The sequence below is a fragment of the Winogradskyella sp. PC D3.3 genome (genome assembly GCF_054366245.1).
On record NZ_CM135962.1, the window covers coordinates 2,191,628 to 2,216,190 of the forward strand.

General features: G+C 32.9%; 18 protein-coding genes and 1 pseudogene. 18 read left to right on the forward strand and 1 reads right to left on the reverse strand.

Translation table 11 applies throughout. The features are described from left to right. Window positions 1-346 precede the first annotated feature (346 nt). From ACXGSQ_RS09510 to ACXGSQ_RS09560, 11 genes and pseudogenes are all read left to right on the forward strand, one after another. Window positions 347-1,207: an endonuclease/exonuclease/phosphatase family protein gene (locus ACXGSQ_RS09510; protein ID WP_458625966.1), complete on the forward strand. Its 861-nt coding sequence runs from the start codon at window positions 347-349 to the stop codon at window positions 1,205-1,207. 116 nt (window positions 1,208-1,323) lie between these two features. After that, window positions 1,324-1,683, forward strand: a complete 360-nt coding sequence (locus ACXGSQ_RS09515) for a hypothetical protein (RefSeq protein WP_458625967.1) — start codon at window positions 1,324-1,326, stop codon at window positions 1,681-1,683. Beyond that, complete coding sequence (locus ACXGSQ_RS09520; protein WP_458625968.1) at window positions 1,680-1,907, forward strand: hypothetical protein; 228 nt, start codon at window positions 1,680-1,682, stop codon at window positions 1,905-1,907. Before ACXGSQ_RS09515 ends, ACXGSQ_RS09520 begins: the two co-directional genes overlap by 4 nt. Window positions 1,908-2,097: 190 nt before the next feature. Continuing rightward, on the forward strand, window positions 2,098-2,505 hold the full coding sequence (locus ACXGSQ_RS09525) for a hypothetical protein (RefSeq protein WP_458625969.1): 408 nt from the start codon (window positions 2,098-2,100) through the stop codon (window positions 2,503-2,505). Between the two features lie 93 nt (window positions 2,506-2,598). After that, window positions 2,599-2,799 (forward strand): annotated as a pseudogene (locus tag ACXGSQ_RS09530) (PH domain-containing protein); the annotation flags it as partial. Window positions 2,800-2,862: 63 nt separating this feature from the next. Next, on the forward strand, window positions 2,863-4,461 hold the full coding sequence (locus tag ACXGSQ_RS09535; protein ID WP_458625970.1) for a type I restriction-modification system subunit M: 1,599 nt from the start codon (window positions 2,863-2,865) through the stop codon (window positions 4,459-4,461). Beyond that, on the forward strand, window positions 4,445-5,710 hold the full coding sequence (locus ACXGSQ_RS09540) for a restriction endonuclease subunit S (RefSeq protein ID WP_458625971.1): 1,266 nt from the start codon (window positions 4,445-4,447) through the stop codon (window positions 5,708-5,710). Before ACXGSQ_RS09535 ends, ACXGSQ_RS09540 begins: the two co-directional genes overlap by 17 nt. Before the next feature lie 3 nt (window positions 5,711-5,713). Then, the gene (locus ACXGSQ_RS09545; protein WP_458625972.1) at window positions 5,714-7,057 is read left to right on the forward strand and encodes a RelA/SpoT domain-containing protein; all 1,344 of its coding nucleotides are present in this window, start codon (window positions 5,714-5,716) and stop codon (window positions 7,055-7,057) included. Between the two features lie 6 nt (window positions 7,058-7,063). Next, window positions 7,064-7,591, forward strand: a complete 528-nt coding sequence (locus tag ACXGSQ_RS09550) for a hypothetical protein (RefSeq protein WP_458625973.1) — start codon at window positions 7,064-7,066, stop codon at window positions 7,589-7,591. Beyond that, window positions 7,588-10,731: a type I restriction endonuclease subunit R gene (locus ACXGSQ_RS09555; RefSeq protein ID WP_458625974.1), complete on the forward strand. Its 3,144-nt coding sequence runs from the start codon at window positions 7,588-7,590 to the stop codon at window positions 10,729-10,731. Before ACXGSQ_RS09550 ends, ACXGSQ_RS09555 begins: the two co-directional genes overlap by 4 nt. Before the next feature lie 166 nt (window positions 10,732-10,897). Beyond that, window positions 10,898-11,755 carry a hypothetical protein gene (locus ACXGSQ_RS09560; protein ID WP_458625975.1) on the forward strand — a complete coding sequence of 286 codons (858 nt, stop codon included), beginning with the start codon at window positions 10,898-10,900 and terminating at the stop codon, window positions 11,753-11,755. 2,751 nt (window positions 11,756-14,506) lie between these two features. On the opposite strand, the gene ACXGSQ_RS09565 is transcribed toward ACXGSQ_RS09560, so the two are convergent. Further along, complete coding sequence (locus ACXGSQ_RS09565; RefSeq protein ID WP_458625976.1) at window positions 14,507-15,253, reverse strand: hypothetical protein; 747 nt, start codon at window positions 15,251-15,253, stop codon at window positions 14,507-14,509. Between the two features lie 338 nt (window positions 15,254-15,591). Between ACXGSQ_RS09565 and ACXGSQ_RS09570 the strand changes: the two genes are divergently transcribed. The 7 genes from ACXGSQ_RS09570 (at window position 15,592) to ACXGSQ_RS09600 (ending at window position 24,563) form a co-directional block, all read left to right on the forward strand. Then, window positions 15,592-15,762, forward strand: a complete 171-nt coding sequence (locus ACXGSQ_RS09570) for a hypothetical protein (RefSeq protein ID WP_458625977.1) — start codon at window positions 15,592-15,594, stop codon at window positions 15,760-15,762. 110 nt (window positions 15,763-15,872) lie between these two features. Next, window positions 15,873-16,235 (forward strand): hypothetical protein, encoded by a 363-nt coding sequence (locus ACXGSQ_RS09575; protein WP_458625978.1) that lies wholly within the window; start codon window positions 15,873-15,875, stop codon window positions 16,233-16,235. Window positions 16,236-16,943: 708 nt separating this feature from the next. Continuing rightward, window positions 16,944-18,593 (forward strand): CFI-box-CTERM domain-containing protein, encoded by a 1,650-nt coding sequence (locus tag ACXGSQ_RS09580; RefSeq protein WP_458625979.1) that lies wholly within the window; start codon window positions 16,944-16,946, stop codon window positions 18,591-18,593. Next, a complete protein-coding gene (locus ACXGSQ_RS09585; RefSeq protein WP_458625980.1) occupies window positions 18,593-19,537 on the forward strand; it encodes a hypothetical protein in 945 nt (314 codons plus the stop codon). The genes ACXGSQ_RS09580 and ACXGSQ_RS09585 overlap by 1 nt, the downstream gene beginning before the upstream one ends. 11 nt (window positions 19,538-19,548) lie before the next feature. Then, a complete protein-coding gene (locus tag ACXGSQ_RS09590; RefSeq protein WP_458625981.1) occupies window positions 19,549-22,074 on the forward strand; it encodes an Hsp70 family protein in 2,526 nt (841 codons plus the stop codon). A gap of 14 nt (window positions 22,075-22,088) precedes the next feature. After that, a complete protein-coding gene (locus tag ACXGSQ_RS09595) occupies window positions 22,089-22,781 on the forward strand; it encodes a hypothetical protein (RefSeq protein WP_458625982.1) in 693 nt (230 codons plus the stop codon). Next, window positions 22,782-24,563, forward strand: a complete 1,782-nt coding sequence (locus ACXGSQ_RS09600; RefSeq protein ID WP_458625983.1) for an AAA family ATPase — start codon at window positions 22,782-22,784, stop codon at window positions 24,561-24,563. It abuts the gene before it with no gap.

Sequence of the window (24,563 nt, forward strand, 5' to 3'; positions counted from 1 at the left end):
GCGGGATTTTTTTTCTTTTATAGGTTTTCAATATTGTTAAAAGTCTTTTTAACAATTCATTTCATTAGAAATAGAAATGATTTAGAACAGGTTTTTATGCAGCTTTAGGTATTAACTAGTAAGCGTCGAATGCTATTATAAGTGATGGCATTATGGCATTGTGCAGAGGTGACTAAGAAGGAGGGAGTGAATGCTCTATTTTTTAGCGATTACGGTTTTCCGTAAGAATGAATGATTAGATTTATATACATTTGTTAGAAATTTATAAACAAGCCTTAAAGGATGCAAATCACGATAATGGGTCTGATACTTGGGGCTTTTTTAAAAACAAATAGGTGATTAACGGATGAAAAAACTGCTTTTTATAAGTTTATGTATTACATTAATTAGCTTTTCTAAGACGACTAATAAGTTAATATCATCAGATAAAAACACCCTAAAGCTCATCACTTGGAACATCCAAGACCTAGGTCAAACTAAAAACGCGGAAGAAATCGCCTTCATAGTAGAGGTTTTAAAAGATTTTGATATTGTTGCCATCCAAGAAGTCGTTGCTAAACACCCTGCTGGCGCGCAAAAAGTAGCTCAAATAGCTGACGAATTAAATAGAAAAGGTGCTAAATGGGATTATAGAATAAGTGATCCCACAAAAAGTCCTTCTGTTTATATGAGCGAGCGCTATGCCTTTTTATGGAAAACAAGCAAAATAGATATACAAGGTCGTGCTTACTTAGATAAGGAGTTAGCCGAAGAACTTGTTAGAGAACCATATATCGCTGAATTTAAGATGAAACACACAGGGTATAAGTTTCATGTGGTCAATTTTCACTCACGGAAACACGACGATAATCCAGAATTAGAAATCTGTCATTTTAAAAATTATCAAGAACGATTAAATACAGACAAGCTAATCATAGCAGGTGACTTTAATCTGAATAACGAGCATATTGTATGGAACGATTTATACAAGCAAGGTTTTAAAGCTGCTGTAACAAACCAAAAAACAACTTTAAAACGCAAATGTAGTAATGGTAATTATCTAAGCCATGCCATAGATAATATTTACCATTCAAACCAGGTTATAACTATTAATTCAGGTGTTATTGATGTGGTTCAAAACTGTGAGAACCTTGCCACAGCAAGAGGTGTTTCTGATCATCTGCCTGTTTTTTTAGAATTTAAGTTTCAAAATAAGAATAATGACTAACTTTTAAAAAGTATTAATGTTTTAGACAATAGACATAAAAAACATGTAAAAAAAACAATTATTGTTATATGCGACGCTTTAGAAATATATGTCTGCTTTTGCTACCCTATATCATAATGGTAGTAATAAATGAATCTTACCGTTCTTTAATAACCGAAAAACCCTATAGTGCTTATGGGTTCACCGCGATAAACTCAGATCTTAAAAGTCCTCACAAGTGTAGTTGGATAGCACATAGCAATACGAGTTATTGTAAGCAACATCATGTTAAGTTTTTAAAAGATTATTTCCATATTACTGATAAAATATATTTTGGTGCCATTCAAGCCTTACATTCTACAGGAAATTATGGGGCTGCTAATATTATGTTTTTAGTCATACTTTTTCCTCTTATAATGTGGTATTCACTCATAAAGATTATAGACTACACCATCGCAATTAGAAAATTAAAAAAACAGCAAAAATTAATAAAATGAGTAAGATCGATTCTTTAATAGATGGGATGATTTATATAGGTGGTAATTTATATATTTATTGTACTGATTTTACCATAAACCTAGCAAATCTCACAGGGACATCATACTACGAAATCAATTTCTTTTTCTTTTGTGTATTATTTCCGTTTTTATTGGTGGTTTTGCCTATAATGGCGCTTATTTTAAGATTTAGACTTAAACAATTATCTAGGATGTATAAATAAGCAATTAACAATTAGAAAATAGTACTGTTAATTGTTATTATATCACGTTTATGTTATTATAATTATTGAATACGGTTTACCGTAATCAAATGATATTTTAATTATTTAGCTTTATAATTTAAGATAAAACTGAATAATTTTACAGTGAAAGTGCTATCATATTTAATCAAACATAAAACCTTTATTTTTCATGAAAAATGTAATCACATTAATAATTTTAATATTTACAACATTAACCGTGAGTGCCCAAATAGGAGTATCTAAATCTAAGATAATTCAAAATAACAGTGACTACATATTAGATGTTACAGAAGATGGAATTGAATATATCACCTATGTTGTAGAATTTGATAATTATGATAGACGTGTAGCATGTTATCTTACAAATAAAGAAGATGATGAAGAGCAAATATGCTATCGTGTGGCATATATAGAGCCTAGTTCAGAAACCAATAATTGGGTGAGATACTTTAATAATGAAAATTTTATAAAATTAGAGGGTATGACCTGGAAAGATTACGAGCATTCAATGCTATACGAAGTTGTAGTGAAAGATGGTAGTTGTTTGGTTATAAAATCTTATGACGAAAAACTTTAACTTTCAATACTAGAGCTTTTAAAAAAACAACCAAAAAACCATGGGACTACTTAACAAAATACTAGGCAACGCTAGCCAAGCTTCAACAGAGCAACAGGGAGTAAAGTAGAGTACAAGTCCATGCCTTATAAAAGTATATCACGATTCTCTTTAGAAACCTCAGGAACTTTCGATTTAGATGCCGAACTCAAAATCTGGATCTCTAGCGAAAATATCCCATCCGTAAGCAAAAAGTTTAATAAAAGTATCGATGTCTATGAAGTGCAAAAGTATTTAGCCGAAAAAGTGATGTAACCATTTATTGCAACAAACAGATTTTAAACTTACATTTAAAGCTCTAAAAATGACACCAAATTAATGGCCAAAAAAGCAACAACTAAAAAAACAAAATCCATAGAAGAAACCCTTTGGGATTCTGCCAATAAATTAAGAGGAACCGTAGAATCCTCAGAATACAAACACGTCGTTCTAGGCTTAATATTCCTAAAATTCGCCAGCGATAAATTCCAGAAACGCCGTCAAGAACTCATAGACGATGGCAAAGAAAAGTTTATCGACATGGTGGAATTCTACGCGCAAAATAATGTGTTCTATTTAACTGAGGAGTCGCGTTGGAGCTACATCATCGCCAACGCCAAACAAGACGACATTGCACTAAAAATAGATACCGCTTTATACACCGTAGAAAAAAATAATCCATCACTTAAAGGCGCCTTACCAGACAATTACTTTTCGCGCCTAAATATGGACGTTAGTAAACTAGCCGCCTTACTAGACACCATAAACAATATAGACACCCTAAAAGACCAACAACAAGATATCGTTGGGCGTGTGTACGAGTATTTTTTAAGCAAGTTTGCTATTGCAGAAGGTAAAGGAAAAGGCGAATTCTACACCCCAAAAAGTATTGTAAATCTTATAGCAGAACTCATAGAACCTTACAAAGGGAAGATTTACGATCCTGCCTGTGGTTCTGGTGGTATGTTTGTACAGTCTATGAAATTTATAGACAGCCACAACGGTAATAAAAAAGACGTTTCTATTTACGGACAAGAATACACATCTACCACTTACAAGCTAGCAAAAATGAACCTGGCCATACGTGGTATATCGGCCAATTTAGGCGATGTACCCGCAGATACCTTTGCCAAAGACCAACACCCAGATTTAAAGGCAGATTATATCATGGCAAATCCACCCTTTAACCAAAAAGCATGGCGAGCCACAGACGAGTTATTAGACGACCCACGTTGGCGAGGTTACGAGGTACCACAAACAGGAAATGCCAATTACGGTTGGATTCTTAATATGGTCTCTAAACTCTCAGAAAACGGAGTGGCTGGTTTTATACTAGCCAATGGCGCATTATCTGGTGGAGGCACCGAATACGAAATCCGTAAAAAACTCATTGAAAATAAACTGGTAGAAGCTATTTTGGTGTTGCCTCAAAATATGTTCTATACCACAAACATTTCGGTAACCATTTGGATTTTAAACAACAATAAAAAAGAAAGGCAAGTAAAACTAAATAATGTAGATAAAAACTATAGAAACAGAGAAAACGAAATTCTATTTTTTGATTTAAGAGAAACAGGTGTTCCTTTTGAAAAGAAGTTTATTCAGTTTAGTACTGATAATATTAAAAATATTGCCAAAACTTTACATAATTGGCAACAAAAGGATTCCCCTCTTGAGAGGGGTGCCAAAGGCGGGGAGTGTTATGAAAACATCCCAGAATTCTGCTACTCAGCATCACTAGATGAAGTCCGTAAAAAAGATTATTCCTTAGTGCCAAGTAAATACATAGAATTTGTAAACCGTGACGAAAACATCAATTTTGAGGAGAAGATGCAAACCCTACAAGCGGAATTTGCAGACTTGTTAAAAGACGAAGCACAATCCAAAACCGAATTATTAAACGTGTTTAAAGAATTAGGTTATGAAATCAAATTATAGAAAAATAGGTGATTTCATTAAGTTAGTTGATGAACGAAATAAAGATTTAAAAGTTACAAAACTTTTAGGTTTAAGTATTTCTAAACAATTTATTCCATCTGTAGCAAATACAATTGGAACAAATATGAAAAACTACAAAATCATTCGTAAAAATCAATTTGCTTGTAGTACAATGCAAGTGCGTAGAGATAAAAAAATGCCAGTTGCTCTATTACAAGATTTTGACGAGGCTATTATTTCACAAGCTTATCCTGTTTTTGAAGTTGTAGATGAAAGCATTCTGAATCCAGAATATCTAATGATGTGGTTTTCACGTTCAGAGTTTGATAGACATGCTTGTTTTTTAGCAGTTGGTGGCGTACGTGGAAGCTTAGAATGGGAAGATTTTTTAGAAATGCCAATTCCAATCCCATCCATAGAAAAACAAAACGAAATAGTAGCAGAATACAACACCATCGTCAACCGTATAAAACTCAACCAAACCCTAAACCAAAAACTAGAAGACACCGCACAAGCCTTGTATAAACATTGGTTTGTGGATTTCAACTTTCCAATTACAAAGGAAAGTTGTCCCGAACTTGTTTCGGGATCACCAGAATTAGAAGGTAAACCGTATAAATCTTCTGGTGGTGAGATGGTTTATAATGAGGAATTGGATAAGGAGATTCCTTTGGGTTGGGATAGTGGCAAGTTAGATAAATATGTTACACTAAGTCAAGGTCAAGTAATTAATGCAAAAACTAGATACTTGGTAGTTAAAAATGGTTTGCCTCTTTTGAAGATTACAGATTTGTTTAATGATACAGCAACAATGTTTATTGACCCTGAAAAAGTTAATAAAAAAAATCTAGCTACTAAAGAGGATTTGATTTATACAAGAACCGGACAAGTAGGCTATATTTTCAGAAATAAGGAGGGAGTAGTCTATAATAACTGTTTTAAAGTTAATCCGATTGAAGGTTATTTGTCGAAAGAATTTATTTACTGGTATTTAAAAGACGAGAATACAAGGAGGTTAATGATTGATTTAGCGTCTGGTTCTGCGCAGCCAGATTTGACACATTCAGCATTCTTTAGTGTTTCTATTCTTTGTCCAGTAGTTAAAATACAAGATGATTTTTCTAAAATATCTTTAACTATTGTGAAAAACATAGATGAAAAACATCAATTAAATTTAAAATTAGAAACTTTTAAAAATATTATCCTTTCCAAAATGTCAAAAACAGAAACTAAAACAGCAGTAGTTTAAAAAATGGTTTCTAATACTAAAATAAATAAAATAGGAGAAGCTATTGCTGCAAGAGGTGGAGAAATTACACCAGAGGAGCTGGAGTTATTACAAGAGTTTAGAACATCGTTTTCTAAACCATTAGTTAATGTGTTTAATACAATGCGAGAATTGGCAGATACCGTACACCAATCTAGTATTCTAGCCTTTAGGTTGAAGCGTATAGACACTATAATTAATAAACTTGGTCGAGAAAAAGGTATGGACTTAAGCAGAATGGGAGATATTGGTGGTATACGCTGTATTTTTTATAATGATGCCGAAGTCTACAAAGCAAAAGACCTTATAGAAAAGGCTTTTGAAACTGGTGGGAAAACAAGAGATTATATAAACGATAGAAAACGAGATATTGGTTATAAAGGCATTCACGTCTATGTAAAAGACCCAATTTCTAAACGTCGTATAGAAATACAATTACGTACAATAGACCATCATAATTGGGCGACGCTTATTGAAATTACAGATTTATTATATGGTTTAAGACTTAAAGAACTCGGTTTTAAATCGGATGAGAAATTCGGAAGATTTCACGCCTTAATGTCTAGCGATAAACAATTAGAAAAAGAAGAAGCCAACTTAATATATGAAGTGCTAGCAGAACGAGATTTTATATCCGTTTTAAGTAAAACCTTTAGAAAAAATAACGCTGAAGTTAAAAAACGATGGGCTAGTGAAGATAAAAATAATTCATTCTTTTTAATAGAAGCTTCAAAAACAAAAATTCCAACACTAAAATCTTTTGAAACATTTGATGAAGCAGAACAAGCTTATTTTGAACGTTACAAAGAAAACCAGTCTGCTGAAATAGTTTTAACATCAATTAAAAAACCAAATTTTAAACAGATAAGTGTAGCTTATGCAAATTATATATTATCCTATCATACGTTTACAAGTGATATAATGCCAATACTGCAAGAGTTGGCAATAGAGGCATTAGAAGATAAAAAGATTATAAAATTTATAAAAATTTTTAAGACCTATGAAGATTTAGTAGCTAATCTAATTTTAGATATTATTGCAGAAAGTGCAGACCTTGTTCTTAACAAAATGGAAAGGAATAAGGTGATTATTGGTCGCACAAAAAAAATGGATAAGTTGCAAGAAAGACAATTAGCAAAAAAAATACAGCTAAAAATTAATGAATTTAAGAGGTCACACAATATGTTTATTAAAGAGTTAGAAATATATATACCCAAGTATTTTTTCAGAAAAACAATTGTGCAAAACTTTCTAAAAAAACACAATAATAGAATTCAAAAAATTATGAAGAGTAAGCAAGTAGAGTTTGTTAATTTAATAAAAGAATAGATAATTATGCAAACACAACAACAAGCCTTTTTAATAGAAGAAATTTGGTTACTCACGTTTGGTGGTGCCTTTCAGCATGCAGGTATATATAAACCTAAAACCAAAGAAAAAGAGCGTACTCAGTTTAGAACAAAGCTTAAAGGATATATAGAAAATATAATTCTATCAGATTACAAAACCCAAGTTGTCAACCACAAAACACATTTAGAAAACATACAATCTATTTGCAGGTTTACAGAAAGCTTTAGCAATATTTTAAAAGCACCCATAAACATTGGTATCAGTCAAAAATTACTAAACTTAGCTTTAAAATACTATTGGTGTTTAGGAGTCATACCAGAGCCACCACATTGTCCTATTGATAGACTTATTCAACAAAAACTTTACAAACAACCACTAGTAAATTGGACACAACTTAATTGTGTAGAAACCTACATGCAAATCATAAATGATATTAGTGTATTAGCTAAAAAAAATAAGCAAAGTATAGCACATTGGGAATTGGTTAATTTTGATAGAAGATTAATACTATGAGCAAATTCACAGAAGCACAACTAGAAAACGTTTTTATAGACTTATTAGGGAACCAAGGGATTCCGCATGTTTTAGGTAATACCATAGCGCGTCAACAAAACGAGGTACTCATTAAAGCAGATATTAAAAACTACCTTAAAAGCCAATATGCAACAGACAACCTAACCGATAACGAGATACAGACTATCATTAGAAAGTTAGAGGTCTTTAGTGCTTCTGATCTATATGAATCTAATAAGCAAATCATGAAATTGGTTTGCAATGGCTTTCAACTAGAACGCGAAGATCGTTCTAAAAAAGACCTATACATTCATCTTATAGATTATTCAGTTTTAGATAACAACATATACAAAATAGTAAACCAATTAGAGATTTATGGCTATGAAAAGCGTATTCCAGATGGTATTTTATACATCAATGGTTTGCCTTTAGTAGTCTTTGAGTTTAAAACCGCTATTCGCGAAAACACAACCATTCACGATGCTTATGTGCAATTAACAACACGTTATCGAAGGGATATTCCAGAACTCTTTAAATACAATGCCTTTTGTGTCATTAGCGATGGTGTAAATAGTAAAATGGGCTCATTTTTCTCAAATTATGAGTTCTATTATGCCTGGCGAAAAGTCTTAGGCTTAGACAAAGAAGTCGATGGTATCAATGCTATGTACACCATGATACAAGGTTTGTTTAATAAAAAAAGATTACGAGAAGTGATCCATCACTTTATGTACTTTCCAGATTCTAATAAACACGAATTAAAAATAGTCTGTCGCTATCCACAATACTATGCCGCAACAAAACTTTTAGAAAATATAAAACAGCACCAAAAACCTAAAGGCGACGGAAAAGGAGGAACGTATTTTGGAGCCACGGGTTGTGGTAAAAGTTATACCATGTTGTTTTTATCGCGGCTATTAATGCGGAGTCCACATTTTAAAAGTCCAACCATAATTATAATTACAGACAGAACCGATTTAGATGATCAATTATCCAGTCAGTTTACCAATGCCAAATCCTATATTGGGGATAATACTATAGTTAGTGTAGAAAGTAGAAAGGAACTAAAACAATTATTAAAAGGAAGAAAAAGTGGCGGGGTGTTTTTAACCACCATCCATAAATTCACAGAAGATTTAGAGCAACTTACAGAGCGTACTAATGTTATTTGTATTTCAGATGAAGCCCATAGAAGTCAAATTAACTTAGATCAGAAAATTACAGTAACCGAAGATGGTGTTAAAAAAACTTACGGTTTTGCTAAGTACTTACATGATTCCTTACCAAATGCCACCTATGTTGGTTTTACAGGAACACCAATAGATGCCACTTTAAATGTGTTTGGCGACATTATAGATTCGTATACCATGACAGAGTCCGAAAAAGACGAAATCACGGTACGTATTGTTTATGAAGGCAGAGCAGCTAAAGTAGTTTTAGAAAATAAGAAGCTGTACGAAATTGAAGACTATTATAATCAATGTGCAGAAGAAGGTGCGAACGATTACCAAATAGAAGAAAGTAAACGAGCTTCTGCTAATATGAATGCCATAATAGGAGATCCAGACAGATTAAAAGCAATTGCAGAAGATTTTGTAAAGCATTACGAAACCCGAATAGAAGAGGGGGCAACCCTTAAAGGTAAAGCCTTGTTTGTCTGTAGTTCTAGACCTATAGCTTACAATTTGTATCAAGAAATTGTAGCATTAAGGCCCGAATGGACAGAAATTAAAGCATTTGAAGAAGGCTCAGAACTTACAGAAAAAGAGAAAAAGGAAATCAAACCCATGGAGCGTATTAAAATGATAATGACGCGAGGTAAAGACGACCCAAAAGAAATGTATGATTTATTGGGTACTAAAGAAGACCGTAAAGAACTAGACAGACAGTTTAAAAACGAAAAGTCTAATTTTAAAATTGCCATAGTCGTAGATATGTGGTTAACTGGTTTTGATGTCCCGTTTTTAGATACTATGTATATAGATAAACCTATTCAACAACATAATTTAATACAAACGATTTCTAGAGTAAATAGAAAGTATAAAACAAAGTCTAAAGGTTTAGTTGTCGATTATATTGGATTTAAAAAGCAAATGAATTTAGCGTTAAAGCAGTATTCTGCGGTTGATGGTCAGAATTTTGAAGATATTGAAACGTCTATAGTAGTTGTAAAAGACCAATTAGATTTGTTAGCTAGGTTGTTTCATAAGTTTGATGCCTCTAATTATTTTTCAGGCGAAGGAGTTAAACAGTTAGAGTGTTTAAATCAGGGAGCTGAATTTGTTCAACGTACCAAAAATATAGAAACCCGATTTATGAATATTGTAAAACGCTTAAAAGCAGCTTACGATATTTGTTGTGGTGCAGATGCATTTACGGAGGCGCAGAAAGATCATATTCATTTTTATTTAGCAATCCGTTCTATTGTATTCAAACTTACCAAAGGAAACGCCCCAGATACCGCGCAGATGAATGCTAGAGTACGTGAAATGATAAAAGAGGCTTTACAAAGTGATGGCGTAGAAGAGATCTTCAAATTAGGAGAAGACCAGCAGAATGAAATAGATATTTTTGATGAAGCGTATTTAGCAAAAATTGAAAAGATAAAATTGCCAAATACTAAGATTAAACTATTGCGGCAGCTACTGTTAAAGGCTATTGATGAGTTAAAGAAAACAAATAAAATGCAAGGGATTGATTTCTCTAAAAAGTTTAAATCTATAGTAGATAAATATAACGAACGTAGTGAACAAGATATTCTACAAAGTAACGTTCTAGAAGATTTTACAGATGAAATCATTGACTTGTATCATGAACTTAGAAAGGAAAAAGAATCGTTTCAAGAGATGGGTATCGATTTTGAAGAGAAAGCATTTTATGATATACTAAAGGCTATAGCACATAAATACGATTTTAATTATCCAGAGGATAAATTAATACACCTAGCAAAAGAGGTTAAGAAAGTTGTGGATGATAAAGCAAAATATACAGATTGGAACCAGCGAGATGATATTAAAGCAGAGCTAAAAGTAGACTTAATAATTCTGTTAGCTGAAAACGATTATCCTCCGATTACTAAAGATGAGGTTTTTAAAGAGATTTTTGAGCAGGCGGAGAATTTTAAGAAATATAAAATCTAATTAATTATTAAAGAACCCTATGAGTTACACGCGCTACATTAAAAATAAAAAGCTTGTTATCCTAAAAGGGAAATCCATTGCCGTGTGCACCAATCAAGTAATGCCAGTTCTAACGTAGTAGTGGTATTATAATTAGACAGAGATATCTAAATAAGACACAAAACAAATGAGTTATATCGATTACCTCGACGCAAAAGCAAATTCATACTTAATAAATAACAGTAGTACCCAGCTCAACTTTATCAAAGCAGTTTTAAAGCATTACTATGGTGAAGAGGTTTATTATGAAATGTTAGAAGATTTGTGGCATCAAAATATAACTAATGCCGAAAAGGGGAGGGCGTATTTAAACCTTTTTGACAACCTGCCAGTAATTAAAGATATTAATACCATAATTAATCATTTCTCAGAGGTACATACGCTAACCGATGTTATAAATATGGCTTATGATATTGAACATCATAAAATTAATTGGACATTGGGTTGCTCTAATTTTGAAAAAGAAGTAAATACATTAACTGTTATTTTAACAGAGGTGTTATTAAAAGACAAGTATTATAGTATCCAACACGTAGATGATGAATTGGACAAAGCTGTTGCCGATAAAAAAATGTTTACATTAAAACAAGTTAGAGAAGAACTAGGTTTTAAGCGATACGAAACGTTTCAACCTTGGCTAAAATGTTATTTTGGAGAAAAATATTTAAATAGTAACCGTAATAACGGGTATATTAATCTGTATGAGTATCAGGAAATTATGGAAACCTTCTTTTTAAGTTTTAACGAAACTGAATTTGATTTAGAATCTAATATAGAAGTCTATAAAGAACGATTGGGGCAGCTTTTAGTGCATTCAAAAGATATAAAACATATAGCCGGGAAGCCCCATAACTTTACAGAAGATGTGCAGATTGTTTCAGATAATAATAATCTTAAAACACCAAAAGGAGCACGATTATTCCCTTATAATCGCGCATCCTTAATAAAAGCCGAATTACCGAAACTTTATAAAAATCCAGATTAATCCTCAAAAGCAAAGTAACCTTCATCTAAGTATTCGCTTTCATCAATAAAATCTTGTGCTGCACTTTTTACAGCAACCTTGTAATTACTTGTTTTCATCTTATTAAGTTTTTAAATTATTTATAAGTCAAAAATATAAAGTAGAAACCATTCCACTTTTAAACTAATAGATGATTAGAAAAAATAAATTCTAAAAAAAGATAAAACTAACAACTCACAGCTAACAACTAACCGACCAATTCCGCCCCCGTCAGAACCCAGCCTCTAGCTTCTGGCAGGCGAGCGTCAATAGCTTGCAGAAGTCTTAACAAAAGAAATGCTGTTTGAGCGCAGCGAGTTCATTTCTTTAAGACATCAAAAGCGTAATTGACCGCCGAAGAAGTAAAGGCTAGACCTTTTAGGTTCTTTTTGCGGCAATGGGAAAAAGAACATATTAAAAAATTAAGCCACGTACTAACGACTCACAGCTAACAACTAACCTACCAATTCCGCCCCCGTCGGAACCCAGCCTCTAGCTTCTGGCAGGCGAGCGTCAATAGCTTGCAGAAGTCTTAACAAAAGAAATGCTGTTTGAGCGCAGCGAGTTCATTTCTTTAAGACATCAAAAGCGTAATTGACCGCCGAAGAAGTAAAGGCTAGACCTTTTAGGTTCTTTTTGCGGCAATGGGAAAAAGAACATATTAAAAAATTAAGCCACGTACTAACAACTCACAGCTAACAACTAACCTACCAATTCCGCCACCGTCAGAACCCAGCCTCTAGCTTCTGGCAGGCGAGCGTCAATAGCTTGCAGAAGTCTTAACAAAAGAAATGCTGTTTGAGCGCAGCGAGTTCATTTCTTTAAGACATCAAAAGCGTAATTGACCGCCGAAGAAGTAAAGGCTAGACCTTTTAGGTTCTTTTTGCGGCAATGGGAAAAAGAACATATTAAAAATTAAGCCACGTACTAACAACTCACAGCTAACAACTAACCTACCAATTCCGCCCCCGTCGGAAACCAGCCTCTAACTTCTGGCAGGCGAGCGTCAATAGCTTGCAGAAGTCTTAACAAAAGAAATGCTGTTTGAGCGCAGCGAGTTCATTTCTTTAAGACATCAAAAGCGTAATTGACCGCCGAAGAAGCAAAGGCTAGACCTTTTAGGTTCTTTTTGCGGCAATGGGAAAAAGAACATATTAAAAAATTAAGCCACGTACTAACAATTCACAGCTAACAACTAACCTACCAATTCCGCCCCCGTCAGAACCCAGCCTCTAGCTTCTGGCAGGCGAGCGTCAATAGCTTGCAGAAGTCTTAACAAAAGAAATGCTGTTTGAGCGCAGCGAGTTCATTTCTTTAAGACATCAAAAGCGTAATTGACCGCCGAAGAAGTAAAGGCTAGACCTTTTAGGTTCTTTTTGCGGCAATGGGAAAAAGAACATATTAAAAATTAAGCCACGTACTAACAACTCACAGCTAACAACTAACCGACCAATTCCGCCCCCGTCAGAACCCAGCCTCTAGCTTCTGGCAGGCGAGCGTCAATAGCTTGCAGAAGTCTTAACAAAAGAAATGCTGTTTGAGCGCAGCGAGTTCATTTCTTTAAGACATCAAAAGCGTAATTGACCGCCGAAGAAGCAAAGGCTAGACCTTTTAGGTTCTTTTTGCGGCAATGGGAAAAAGAACATATTAAAAATTAAGCCACGTACTAACAACTCACAGCTAACAATTAACCTACCAATTCCGCCCCGTCGGAACCCAGCCTCTAGCTTCTGGCAGGCGAGCGTCAATAGCTTGCAGAAGTCTTAACAAAAGAAATGCTGTTTGAGCGCAGCGAGTTCATTTCTTTAAGACATCAAAAGCGTAATTGACCGCCGAAGAAGTAAAGGCTAGACCTTTTAGGTTCTTTTTGCGGCAATGGGAAAAAGAACATATTAAAAAATTAAGCCACGTACTAACAACTCACAGCTAACAACTAACCGACCAATTCCGCCCCCGTCAGAACCCAGCCTCTAGCTTCTGGCAGGCGAGCGTCAATAGCTTGCAGAAGTCTTAACAAAAGAAATGCTGTTTGAGCGCAGCGAGTTCATTTCTTTAAGACATCAAAAGCGTAATTGACCGCCGAAGAAGCAAAGGCTAGACCTTTTAGGTTCTTTTTGCGGCAATGGGAAAAAGAACATATTAAAAATTAAGCCACGTACTAACAACTCACAGCTAACAATTAACCTACCAATTCCGCCCCGTCGGAACCCAGCCTCTAGCTTCTGGCAGGCGAGCGTCAATAGCTTGCAGAAGTCTTAACAAAAGAAATGCTGTTTGAGCGCAGCGAGTTCATTTCTTTAAGACATCAAAAGCGTAATTGACCGCCGAAGAAGTAAAGGCTAGACCTTTTAGGTTCTTTTTGCGGCAATGGGAAAAAGAACATATTAAAAATTAAGCCACGTACTAACAACTCACAACTCACAACTCACAACTAACAACTAACCTAACCCCCGACCTTCAATTATTTAGCGTAAAACATGCAGTGAAGCGAAGGGAGTAGTAAAAATCGATGGTAGCCATAAACAATAAACCATTGTAATAAGATACTTGGGAAATGCGATTATTAATACAACCACTACCCTCCATTTTTACGCCGCAGCAAACAAAAGGTTTAGCTAAATCATTGGCAGTCTTGATGGTTTTGGTTCGTTTTTTTATCAAGAAAAAAAGGAATACATATAAATATAGAACAAGTCGTTTTGAAACCAAAGATTCACAAAAAGAGAATTCTTATCAAACCCTAACATCCAATAAACGAACCCCAACCATAGCATCCAAACCATAAACCTCACCCTCAATAACCTCATAAAAACGTAAACCAAGAACAGCAATACCCACAAAATCAGGAACCACAACCGCATCCATAGCAATATCAAAAGAAGAAGACGCAGAAGACACCTCTAAAAAATGAGTAGGAGCAACGGTTAAAGAAGCGTCCAGAGTATCAAAGTTAAAGTCCAAAATACCTAATGTCAAACCCACGTGCGTTGCCGTTTTAGGAGAAGGATATGCTTTAGTACTAAAATCAGTAACAGTAAGCCGTTGAGTAGACCAGTTAAAACCAGAATGCAGAAGTATAGCGTTAAGCATCTTATGCTGAGGTGTAAATTCAAAAGTACACAACAACCGTCTGCCTTTAGCAGTTTGTAAACCCTCACCAACCCTACGAGAACCACGTTCAGAAGTCGCATCCAAAGCCTTTATACGCGTAAATAAGGTCATCATACGTGCATGCAACTTAGAATGTTTATAGCCATGTAATAAAGGCATCAAGGCCAATCTAAAAGCTTTTTTTACTTTACTACAATGGCCAAATTCACTCGCATTTTCACGCACACGTTGCATATTAGGGTGGTGACGTATAGCGTCACCGTTAAAACCACCACCAGCATTACGCGCAAAACCAACTCCTTTTACAACGTAAAAATTAATACCACCTAAGGTCCCCGAAAGTTTTAATAGTCCTTTTTGTCGTGCCATAGTAATGCTAATGTAGTGATTTTTAGCGATATATCAAATAGGTATAGCGTGTCTATAGTGTATTTGCCTAAGGTTTGATTCGGGTATATCCCGTGTTAATAGAAGGGGTAAAGCATATATGGACCATATAGCAAGGTAGAAAAATGAAGAAACGATCTAAATGAAATTTAAACTAAAAACTGAGAAGTTCAAGCTGATTTAAAAAATGAGACAAAGACTGATGTCTTTAAAATCTCAAAAAAAAGAATACAGCTATGTTTTAAACAGGCATAAATGCGAGGAAACAATAGTCCAGAATATAACAATAAGATTAAGTGAAATTATGGTAGGGGTAATTCTTGCAAGACGTTTGTTTTTTAGATAAGGCGCACGGTAAGGATAATTATAGCCAGCCTATTTTAGAAGTCCAAATAAAAGAAGCACTTAAAACGATAGACTACGATCTTGATAAATTTTTAGATCACGGTAGAGTTTATAATTGGGAGACTAATAAAAACGAAGATATATAAATGTATTTCAAATGAAGTTGAGTCTAATTTTGTAAAAGAGATGATGGATGTTTTTATATGATTATTTATTCTTAATATAGTATTTTAAAATTTAAATAGAACGATTACAAATGACCATAAACCAACTATCAGGAACCTACAATATTATTGGAAGCAACCAAGATAAAGATGGCATCACTTACAAAGGTACATTAGAATTAGCCTTAGATGAGTACAACCGAATACAAGCGAGGTGGTTGATTAATGGGAGTCAAGAGCAATTAGGAACGGGCTTTTTTAAAGATAACATCTTGGTGATTAATTTTAATTACAAAGGTGATGATGCGTTGATTTATAAAGGTGTTGTTGTTTATAAATGTCTAACTAAAGATATTTTGGAAGGCTTTTGGTCAGAGAAACATGGGAATCCGCTTTTTCTTGGAGAAGAACGTTGCTATAGGGTAGGGACTCAAAGTTTTGAGTTGGTTAATTGATTTGGTAGTTATTTTGTATGTACTCGATTTAGCTTCGCAGAATCTTTGGAAGGTGAGCTTTACAATAAAAAAGTCCAGCACTTTCGTGCTAGACTTTTACTGCTGTAGCGAGAACGAGATTTGAACTCGTGACCTCTGGGTTATGAATTTTACAAAGTGCTTTTTTTAAAATCGTAATTAATTGATTTTAAGACTTTTAAAAATTCGCTATGTTCTTAATCGTGTTCCAAAACGTGTGCAGTTTTGTGTTCACTTTTTGTTAGTAATTTTCGTTAATCAAATTTATAAAATTTAATTGGAAGTTTTTGTTTTTTATTGACGAGAATTATAGTTTTTAGCAACGAAGAAGTAACGGTGAGAAACAATTCATCGACGTCCGTTAAAAATAAAAGTTTTTCAAAATTTAAAGAAATAAGTTTTATGAAGAAATCTAATGGTAACCAGCCAATATTGTTATCCATATGGTAGATATCATCAAGAATTTAGGTGTTATATAAGATTAATACATAGTTAAGAAATCTATACTCAATAGAGGCAAAATGCTGTAAGGGATATTATATGAAGTGAGTATTTTAGTAAGAAGGGCAATCATGGATAGTTGTCTTTTTTTATTTATTATTCTGGATTACGGGATTCCGTAAGGTTTAATTATATAGTAAGTATAGCTTTATGCCTTAGTTAAATGACTGCTATAAATTTATTTGTTAAATGAATATAATTAACCATAATCCTTTTCGAATTGCAGGGGTTTTATCGAATGCAACTGCAAGAGAAATACAAAGTCAAAAGAATCGAATTTCAGCTCACTCCAGAATAGGAAGAGATACTGATTCTGAGTTCGATTTTCATTTTTTAAATGTAATATCTAGGGCAGATTTATCAGTTGTAGAAAAAGCATTCTCAAATATTCAACAAAATAAGGATAAACTAAATTTCGCTTTGTTTTGGTTTTTAAATGCAAATCCTTTTGACAATACTGCAATTGAATACCTAAAAAAAGGAGATACCGAAAAAGCAATTGAGATTTGGGAGAAAGTAACTCAAAATAAAGACGTTAATTCTAAGAATTTTTCTGCTTTTAATAATTTAGGAACATACAAATTGTTAAGTAAGAAGAAAGGTATTATAAGAGAAGGTATTGATGCTAAAATAAAGCTGATTCAATCTGAATATTTTGAAAATTTTGTTCATTCTGTTGCAGATGAAACTTTTACAATTGATAATAAAAAACAAATAGAAAAATTGGTTGATGAATTGCTAGATCAATTCAACGACAGGTATTCTAGTTCTAAGACTTTTAAGTTATTTAACAATTGTAATAGTACTACGCAAAAGTATATTTCAAAAAAGTTCACAGAAGAACCATTACACAATATTGAAAGCCAAATTTCAAGCAGTAAAAACAAAAGAAAGAACAACAAAATTGATGCCTACCAATTTGGACTAAACTTAGCTACAAACTGTAAAGATGATTTAGTAACTCTACAATCATTACTTGGAATTACTGACTTAACATATAAATCAATTGCCGACCAATTAGCAAATGAAATAATGCAATGTGGAATTGATTATTTTAACGAAAGTCTAGAAAATGACTCTAGTGCTGACTATATAAAACAGGCTAAAAAGTTAACAAAAATCGCAGATAGAATTGCGGTTGGTAAATTAACAAAAGATAGGGCAAAAGACAGTCTTGCATCTCTTGAAGAAATGAAAGACCAAGAAGTTAATCAAGCTATTGCTTTATTGAGTTCTATTAAGTTGGCTTATGATAAAGCTATTAGTGAAATTGACGCTCAAGTTTCTTCAATGATAAGGAATATGCCATACAATCAGAGCATCAATTATTCTAAAGTTAGTAAAATGAAAGCTAGCTGTTTAAATTGGTCTAAAGTTGTAGAGCTTGTTGGCAGTGAGATAAGTTTAAGTGACATTGATACAATAAAGAATTGCTCAAATCAAACTAAGGTTTTGGAATATCAAAACCTCGTGGAATTCTTATTTAAAAAACTTGGACCAATTCAAATAAACCAAATAAAACATATATGCTATTGGAAAGACGTAAGAGGAGCCCAAGCAAAATCTACAGCAAAAAAAGTTGGTTCAACTATCAGTAGTGCAACGGATAGTGGATGCTACATCGCAACAATGGCTTATGGCGATTACGATCATCCACAAGTAATGGAATTACGAAGATTTAGAGATGGCTTTTTAAGTAAAACCACAGTTGGAAAACGTTTTATCAAATTCTACTACAAATATTCACCAAGTTTGGTTGAAAAGTTAAAGAATAAACAAAGTATTAACCTCATAATCCGAAAAGGATTAGATCAATTTATTAAAGCAATTAAAAAATAATGAAGAAAATTCTACTCGTAACTCTCTTTTTTTGTGCAACAAATCTTTTTGCGCAACAACCACAGGATTCAATCTTACAAAATCAAATAGAAGAACTTAAAGGTCAGGTTAATAAGCAACAAGAAGATATAAAAAGTCTTTATTCTGAATTAAATAAAGAATATAGGACTTATCGGATTGTTAAAAGTGATTTGAATGAATCTATTATTTCAAACCAAAAACAGGTTATTGATAGTTTAAATTTTATTACGAAAGCAAGTCATCAAAAATTGACTAGAGTTAATGATGATTTAGATTCTAAAATTCAGAAAACAGAGGAGGTAGTAAATGCTAATAATTCCAAAATTAACGAATTAGACAACAGTTTAAGTAAAAATCAATTGTATTGGATTATTGCAACTCTGGCAACACTCTTATTAGGTGGTTTGTTGTATTGGTTGTTAGGAAAACGTATTCAATCGAGTAAAACAGATGTTGAAACTCAAATAAAGAATACGAAAACTGCTTTAGAGGAAGAAAGTGTAAAATTGGATAATAAATTGGTAGAAGTTTTAGAAACACAATTAAAACTTAAACAAGAAGAAACCAAAGTACAGCCTACATCTTCAAACGAAAAAGCAGACCATTCATTGGCTTTAAAAGTGGCAGATGAAGTTATAAGAATTCAAAAGAATTTGAGCAGAATGGACGAGAGCACAAAAGGATTAAAACAATTAGGTTCTTCCGTTAAACGTATTCAAGACAACTTTGCATCAAATGGTTACGAATTAGTAGAAATGTTAGGTAAAGAATATAATGAAGGAATGAAAGTAACTGCAAATTTCACACCTAGTGAAGATTTAGAAACAGGAAAACAAATTATATCAAGAATTATTAAACCACAAGTGAACTTCAAAGGCGAAATGATACAAGCAGCACAAATAGAAGTTAGCGTAGGCGAATAAAAAAATATCAAATGGCAAGAACAAAAATTGATTACGGAATTGATTTAGGAACTACAAATTCTGCAATTTCAAGAATGGAAAATGGTGAAGCAACCATAAAAAAAACGGACACTTTAAAGGATACAATGCCTTCCTCTGTTTACATAAATAAAAAGAAAGCGATTCAAGTTGGGGATAGTGCATACAATGCTCTAAAACGAGATAAGTTAAAAGCTATGAAAACTTGGGATGATTCAAATTCCAATGCATATATCGAATTTAAGAGAACAATGGGGAGTGATAAATCCTATTCGAGTTCAAATCTTGGAAAAAATTTAACATCTGAAGAATTATCAGCAGAGGTTTTAAAGACTTTAAAATCTTTTGTGAAAGATGAAAATGTCAATTCAATTGTAATTACAGTTCCAGCAGCTTTTAAAAACAATCAAAAAGAAGCAACAAGAGAAGCTGCGAGATTAGCAGGTTTTGACCATATTGAATTATTACAAGAACCTGTTGCAGCATCAATGGCTTACGGATTAGATTCTGACAAAAAGGATGGATTTTGGCTCGTTTTTGATTTTGGTGGAGGAACTTTTGATGCAGCACTTTTAAAAGTTGAAGAAGGTATTATGAAAGTAATTGATACCGAAGGAGATAACTATCTTGGTGGTAAAAATTTAGATTTTGCAATTGTAGATGAAATAATATTGCCATACATACAAGAAAATTTTGCAATTGATTCCATTTTAGCAGATGATTCTAAAAAGCAAATTTTAAGAAATGCAATGAAATTTTATGCAGAAGAAACCAAAATAAAACTGTCATTCAACGATACACACAATATACTTTCAGATTTAGGAGATATTCCTGGAGAAGATGATGAAGGAGAAGAATTTGAATTAGATATTACTGTTACACAAACTGACATATCAAATGCTCTTTCGCCAGTTTTTCAAAAAGCAATTGATGTTAGTAAAAACCTTTTAGAAAGAAATAATTTAAAAGGTTCTTCTTTAGATTCGTTAATACTTGTTGGTGGTCCAACTTTTTCGCCTGTATTACGAAAAATGTTAGAAACACAAATTTGTAAACCTGATACAAGTGCAGACCCAATGACAGTAGTTTCAAAAGGTGCTGCATTGTATGCTTCAACAGTTGACGTTTCTGAAGAGGTAAGAGAACAAACAAGAGATAAAACTAAAATTCAGTTAGAAATAGCAAACGAATCTTCAACAGTAGAAACAGAAGAATTTGTACCAATCAAAATTTTAGCTGATAAGACTGAAGGCGAAATCCCTGAAAAAGTATTTGCAGAAGTTACAAGAGGAGATAAGGCTTGGTCTAGTGGAAAAATTGAAATAAATACTATTGGCGAAATTGTAGAAATTCAATTAAACGAAGGCAAAACAAATATTTTTGATGTTGTTTTATATAACGACAAAGGAGACATTTTAGAAAGTGAGCCCTCAAATTTTAGTGTAATTCAAGGTTCAAAAATTGGAAGTGCAACATTAGCTTATAATGTTGGAATAGAATTGAAAGATAAGGCAACAGGAAAAGTACGTTTCAAAACCATTAAAGGTTTAGAAAAAAATCTATCTATTCCTGCTATTGGAACAAGTAATGGTTTGAAAACTCAAAAACAGATTCGCCCAGGAATGGAATCAGATTATATAAAAATACCAGTTTATGAAGGTGAGCACGCTTCTGATGGTACTCGAGCTATTTATAATGAACATGTTACGGATATATTGATTACTGGAGTAGATTTACCTGCTTTATTACCAGAAAATAGTGATGTAGATTTAACCGTGAATATTGATAGATCTGAAAAAATAACAGTTACAGCTTATTTTCCTTATTTAGATTTTTCAACAGAGATTGACATTGATTCAACCAAATCTTCGATTGAAACGTCTTGGTTAGCAAATGAAATTAGAAAAGCTAAAGGAAGTCTAACCGAATTAAAACAAGGAGATAGTCTAAATGAAGTTAAACTTAACAAAATCGATACTGAGTTAGGGAAATTAGAAAAATCCTTTGAAAATAATAAGAACGATACAGATGGTAAGCAAGAGGTTTTGTCTAATTTAAGAAAGTCTTTAAAAGCTATTGATGAGTTAAATGAAACAACTGAATGGCCAAAATTAGAAGAAGAACTTAAAGAAGAGTTTTACAGATTAGAAAAAGCTAATACAGATTTAGGAAATGAAAAAAGCACACAATTAGTTAATGAGTTTCGTTTCCAATTAGAGGAAGTTGTAAAAGTACAGGATGTAAAACTTGGTACCATATTGTTAGATGAAATTAGCAGTTTCTTTTTTCAATTAACAATGATTTATCAACTGATGGGTATGATAAGAAATTTTAATGACAATTTTGGCGATTATACATGGAGTGATTCTAATAGAGCTAGACAATTAGTTAATAAAGGAATTAGTAAGATATCTGAAAATCCCGATAAAGAGGAATTAAGACAAATACTAATTTCACTTTACGGTATGTTACCAAATAATGAAAGACCAAGTGGTGATGATTCAGTTTTAGTAGGCTAAATAAATGTTTTTATATGAAATCTCTACAAATAATTATTATATGTTGCTCAATTCTTATTCTAACTTCTTGCGAAAGTGAAGCAGAAAGAAGTAAACGAATAGCACAAGAAGAAGTGCAAAGAATTGAACTTGAAATTAATCTTAAAAAAGAAGCTGAAGAACTTGCGTTTCGGCAAGAGCAACAAAGAATTGACCGAGAAAAGCGAGAAGAAGCCGAACGTGTAGTTAGAGAAGCTAGACTTAAAAAGGAAAGAGAAGAAAAAGTAATTTATGATACATACATAAATAATTCATTACGTACAGGTGCAACACCATATGCCTATTGTTTTGGAAGTAATAGCTCTTGTTCTAATTGGGGTTGTGCAGGGATATCTGTAAAAACCCCATATAATTCAGATGTTATGGTTACTATAAAAAAAGATGGTAAAGTCTATAGACACGCCTATGTACAAGCTGGTCGTACGCATGAATTTGAATTCCCGAATGGTACTTACCAAGCATTTTTTTATTACGGTAAAGGTTGGAATCCTAATAAGTTTATGAAAGAAGTCGATTGTGGAGTTCTAAAAGGTGGGTTTGTAGCAAACGAGCTCTTCAGTAAGGATAAACCGCAACGATTAGACAATGCAGTTTTGAGTTATGAATTAATATTACAAGAAGACGGGAATTTTAGCACAAAGCCTAGTAATTCTGATGAAGCTTTTTAAATGAATAAACCAATACAAATATTATCCAAAGGTCAAAATATAGACGATAAATATAAAGTAACCTTCTTCCTAAAAAAAGGAAGTTACGCAGAATCCTATCGTGTAAAAGACGAAGATGGAAAAACAAAACTATTAAAGTTATTTGCTTATTCTAAATTACACAGAACACAGTTTGATGCTAACGATGATATTCTTGAAGTTAAGATTTTAAAACAAATCAAACATCCCAATTTGGTAAAGTATTGTGATTATGGGGATTTGCTTGTAGAAAATCAGAAATACGCTTATGTTATTCTAGATTATATTAGTGGAGAAACTTTAGCGGATAAAATGAAGCGTGAGCAAACTTTCAATACGTATGAAGCAAAGGATATTATATCAGGTGTTTTAAATGGATTGAATTACTTACATAATCTTGAAAAACCAATCATTCATAATGATATCACTAACCTGAATGTTATGACAGATTTATCAGTTAAAGTAACAGTTCCCAAGATTATTGACTTTGGCTACGCTAGATATTTAAGTCAGTCAAACAAAGATTTTTTAAAAGACGGTTTAAATCCATTTTATCAAGCTAACGAAAATTTCAACAAAGCCTTTTCTGTACAAAGTGATGTGTTTTCAGTTGGTGCTTTATATTATCATTTGCTTTTTGGGTTGCCACCATGGTTCGTAGAAATATCTAAATACAAGTCCGACAACATAAAATTAGAAGATGTTATTTTAGAAGAAAGAAATAAACCTTTAAAGTTTGAAGGTTCTGATATTAAGATTGAACAACAAACTGTAAATATCATAAGCAAAGCATTGCAACCAAATGCAGAAAATCGTTTTAAGAATGTTAAAGAATTTATCCAAGCCATAAACGGAGAATTAGAAATCAAGCAAGTTTCTAATACAAACGAATCAATCAAGCCCAAATTAAAAAACATAAAAAACGGTAAAGGTTTTAAGGCAATTGCAGGAATGCAAGAACTAAAAGACACCATACAATTAGATGTAATTGATGCGTTAAATGACAAAGAAAAATATGCAGAATATGGTTTAACAATTCCCAATGGAATATTGCTATATGGTCCACCAGGTTGTGGAAAAACATTTTTTGCAGAACGAATGGCAGAAGAAATTGGGTTTAATTTCTATCAAATAAAGCCTTCTGATATTCAGAGTAAGTTTGTAAATCAATCGCAAGAAAACATTAAAAACCTGTTTGATGAAGCAAGAGAAAATGCACCAAGCATCATTTTAATTGATGAACTGGATGCTGTTGTTCCGAATCGTGATAATTCAAGCGTAAATCATATGAACACAAGTGCTGTAAATGAATTTTTAGCCCAAATGAATAATTGTGGAGATGATGGTGTATTTATTATTGGAGCGACAAACAGACCTCATTCAATTGATCCAGCTATTTTAAGAGCGGGACGTTTAGATAAAATAATCTATTTACCACCACCAGATTTTGAAGCTCGTGAATTAATGTTCAAATTGTATTTGGAAAAACGACCAAGAGAAATTGGGCTGGATTACGCTTCTTTGGCAAAATCTACAGAAAATTATGTTTCAAGTGATATAAAGTTTCTTTGTGATGAAGCTTCGAGAACTGCATTAAAAACAAAATCTAGAATTTCAAAAGAAATTCTACTTGAAACAATAAAACAAAACCGTCCTTCAATTTCCTTAAAAGAATTGAATAGTTATAAAGCAATTAAGGCTAAAATGGAAGGTTTATCAGAAAATACTAACCAACGACCAAGTATTGGTTTTAAAAATAATTAA

Bases quoted from the DNA above. Each gene is read 5' to 3' on its own strand.
- ACXGSQ_RS09510 (WP_458625966.1), top strand. From the start codon at position 347: ATGAAAAAACTGCTTTTTATAAGTTTATGTATTACATTAATTAGCTTT.
- ACXGSQ_RS09515 (WP_458625967.1), top strand. From the start codon at position 1,324: ATGGTAGTAATAAATGAATCTTACCGTTCTTTAATAACCGAAAAACCC.
- ACXGSQ_RS09520 (WP_458625968.1), top strand. From the start codon at position 1,680: ATGAGTAAGATCGATTCTTTAATAGATGGGATGATTTATATAGGTGGT.
- ACXGSQ_RS09525 (WP_458625969.1), top strand. From the start codon at position 2,098: ATGAAAAATGTAATCACATTAATAATTTTAATATTTACAACATTAACC.
- ACXGSQ_RS09535 (WP_458625970.1), top strand. From the start codon at position 2,863: ATGGCCAAAAAAGCAACAACTAAAAAAACAAAATCCATAGAAGAAACC.
- ACXGSQ_RS09540 (WP_458625971.1), top strand. From the start codon at position 4,445: ATGAAATCAAATTATAGAAAAATAGGTGATTTCATTAAGTTAGTTGAT.
- ACXGSQ_RS09545 (WP_458625972.1), top strand. From the start codon at position 5,714: ATGGTTTCTAATACTAAAATAAATAAAATAGGAGAAGCTATTGCTGCA.
- ACXGSQ_RS09550 (WP_458625973.1), top strand. From the start codon at position 7,064: ATGCAAACACAACAACAAGCCTTTTTAATAGAAGAAATTTGGTTACTC.
- ACXGSQ_RS09555 (WP_458625974.1), top strand. From the start codon at position 7,588: ATGAGCAAATTCACAGAAGCACAACTAGAAAACGTTTTTATAGACTTA.
- ACXGSQ_RS09560 (WP_458625975.1), top strand. From the start codon at position 10,898: ATGAGTTATATCGATTACCTCGACGCAAAAGCAAATTCATACTTAATA.
- ACXGSQ_RS09565 (WP_458625976.1), bottom strand. From the start codon at position 15,253: ATGGCACGACAAAAAGGACTATTAAAACTTTCGGGGACCTTAGGTGGT.
- ACXGSQ_RS09575 (WP_458625978.1), top strand. From the start codon at position 15,873: ATGACCATAAACCAACTATCAGGAACCTACAATATTATTGGAAGCAAC.
- ACXGSQ_RS09580 (WP_458625979.1), top strand. From the start codon at position 16,944: ATGAATATAATTAACCATAATCCTTTTCGAATTGCAGGGGTTTTATCG.
- ACXGSQ_RS09585 (WP_458625980.1), top strand. From the start codon at position 18,593: ATGAAGAAAATTCTACTCGTAACTCTCTTTTTTTGTGCAACAAATCTT.
- ACXGSQ_RS09590 (WP_458625981.1), top strand. From the start codon at position 19,549: ATGGCAAGAACAAAAATTGATTACGGAATTGATTTAGGAACTACAAAT.
- ACXGSQ_RS09595 (WP_458625982.1), top strand. From the start codon at position 22,089: ATGAAATCTCTACAAATAATTATTATATGTTGCTCAATTCTTATTCTA.
- ACXGSQ_RS09600 (WP_458625983.1), top strand. From the start codon at position 22,782: ATGAATAAACCAATACAAATATTATCCAAAGGTCAAAATATAGACGAT.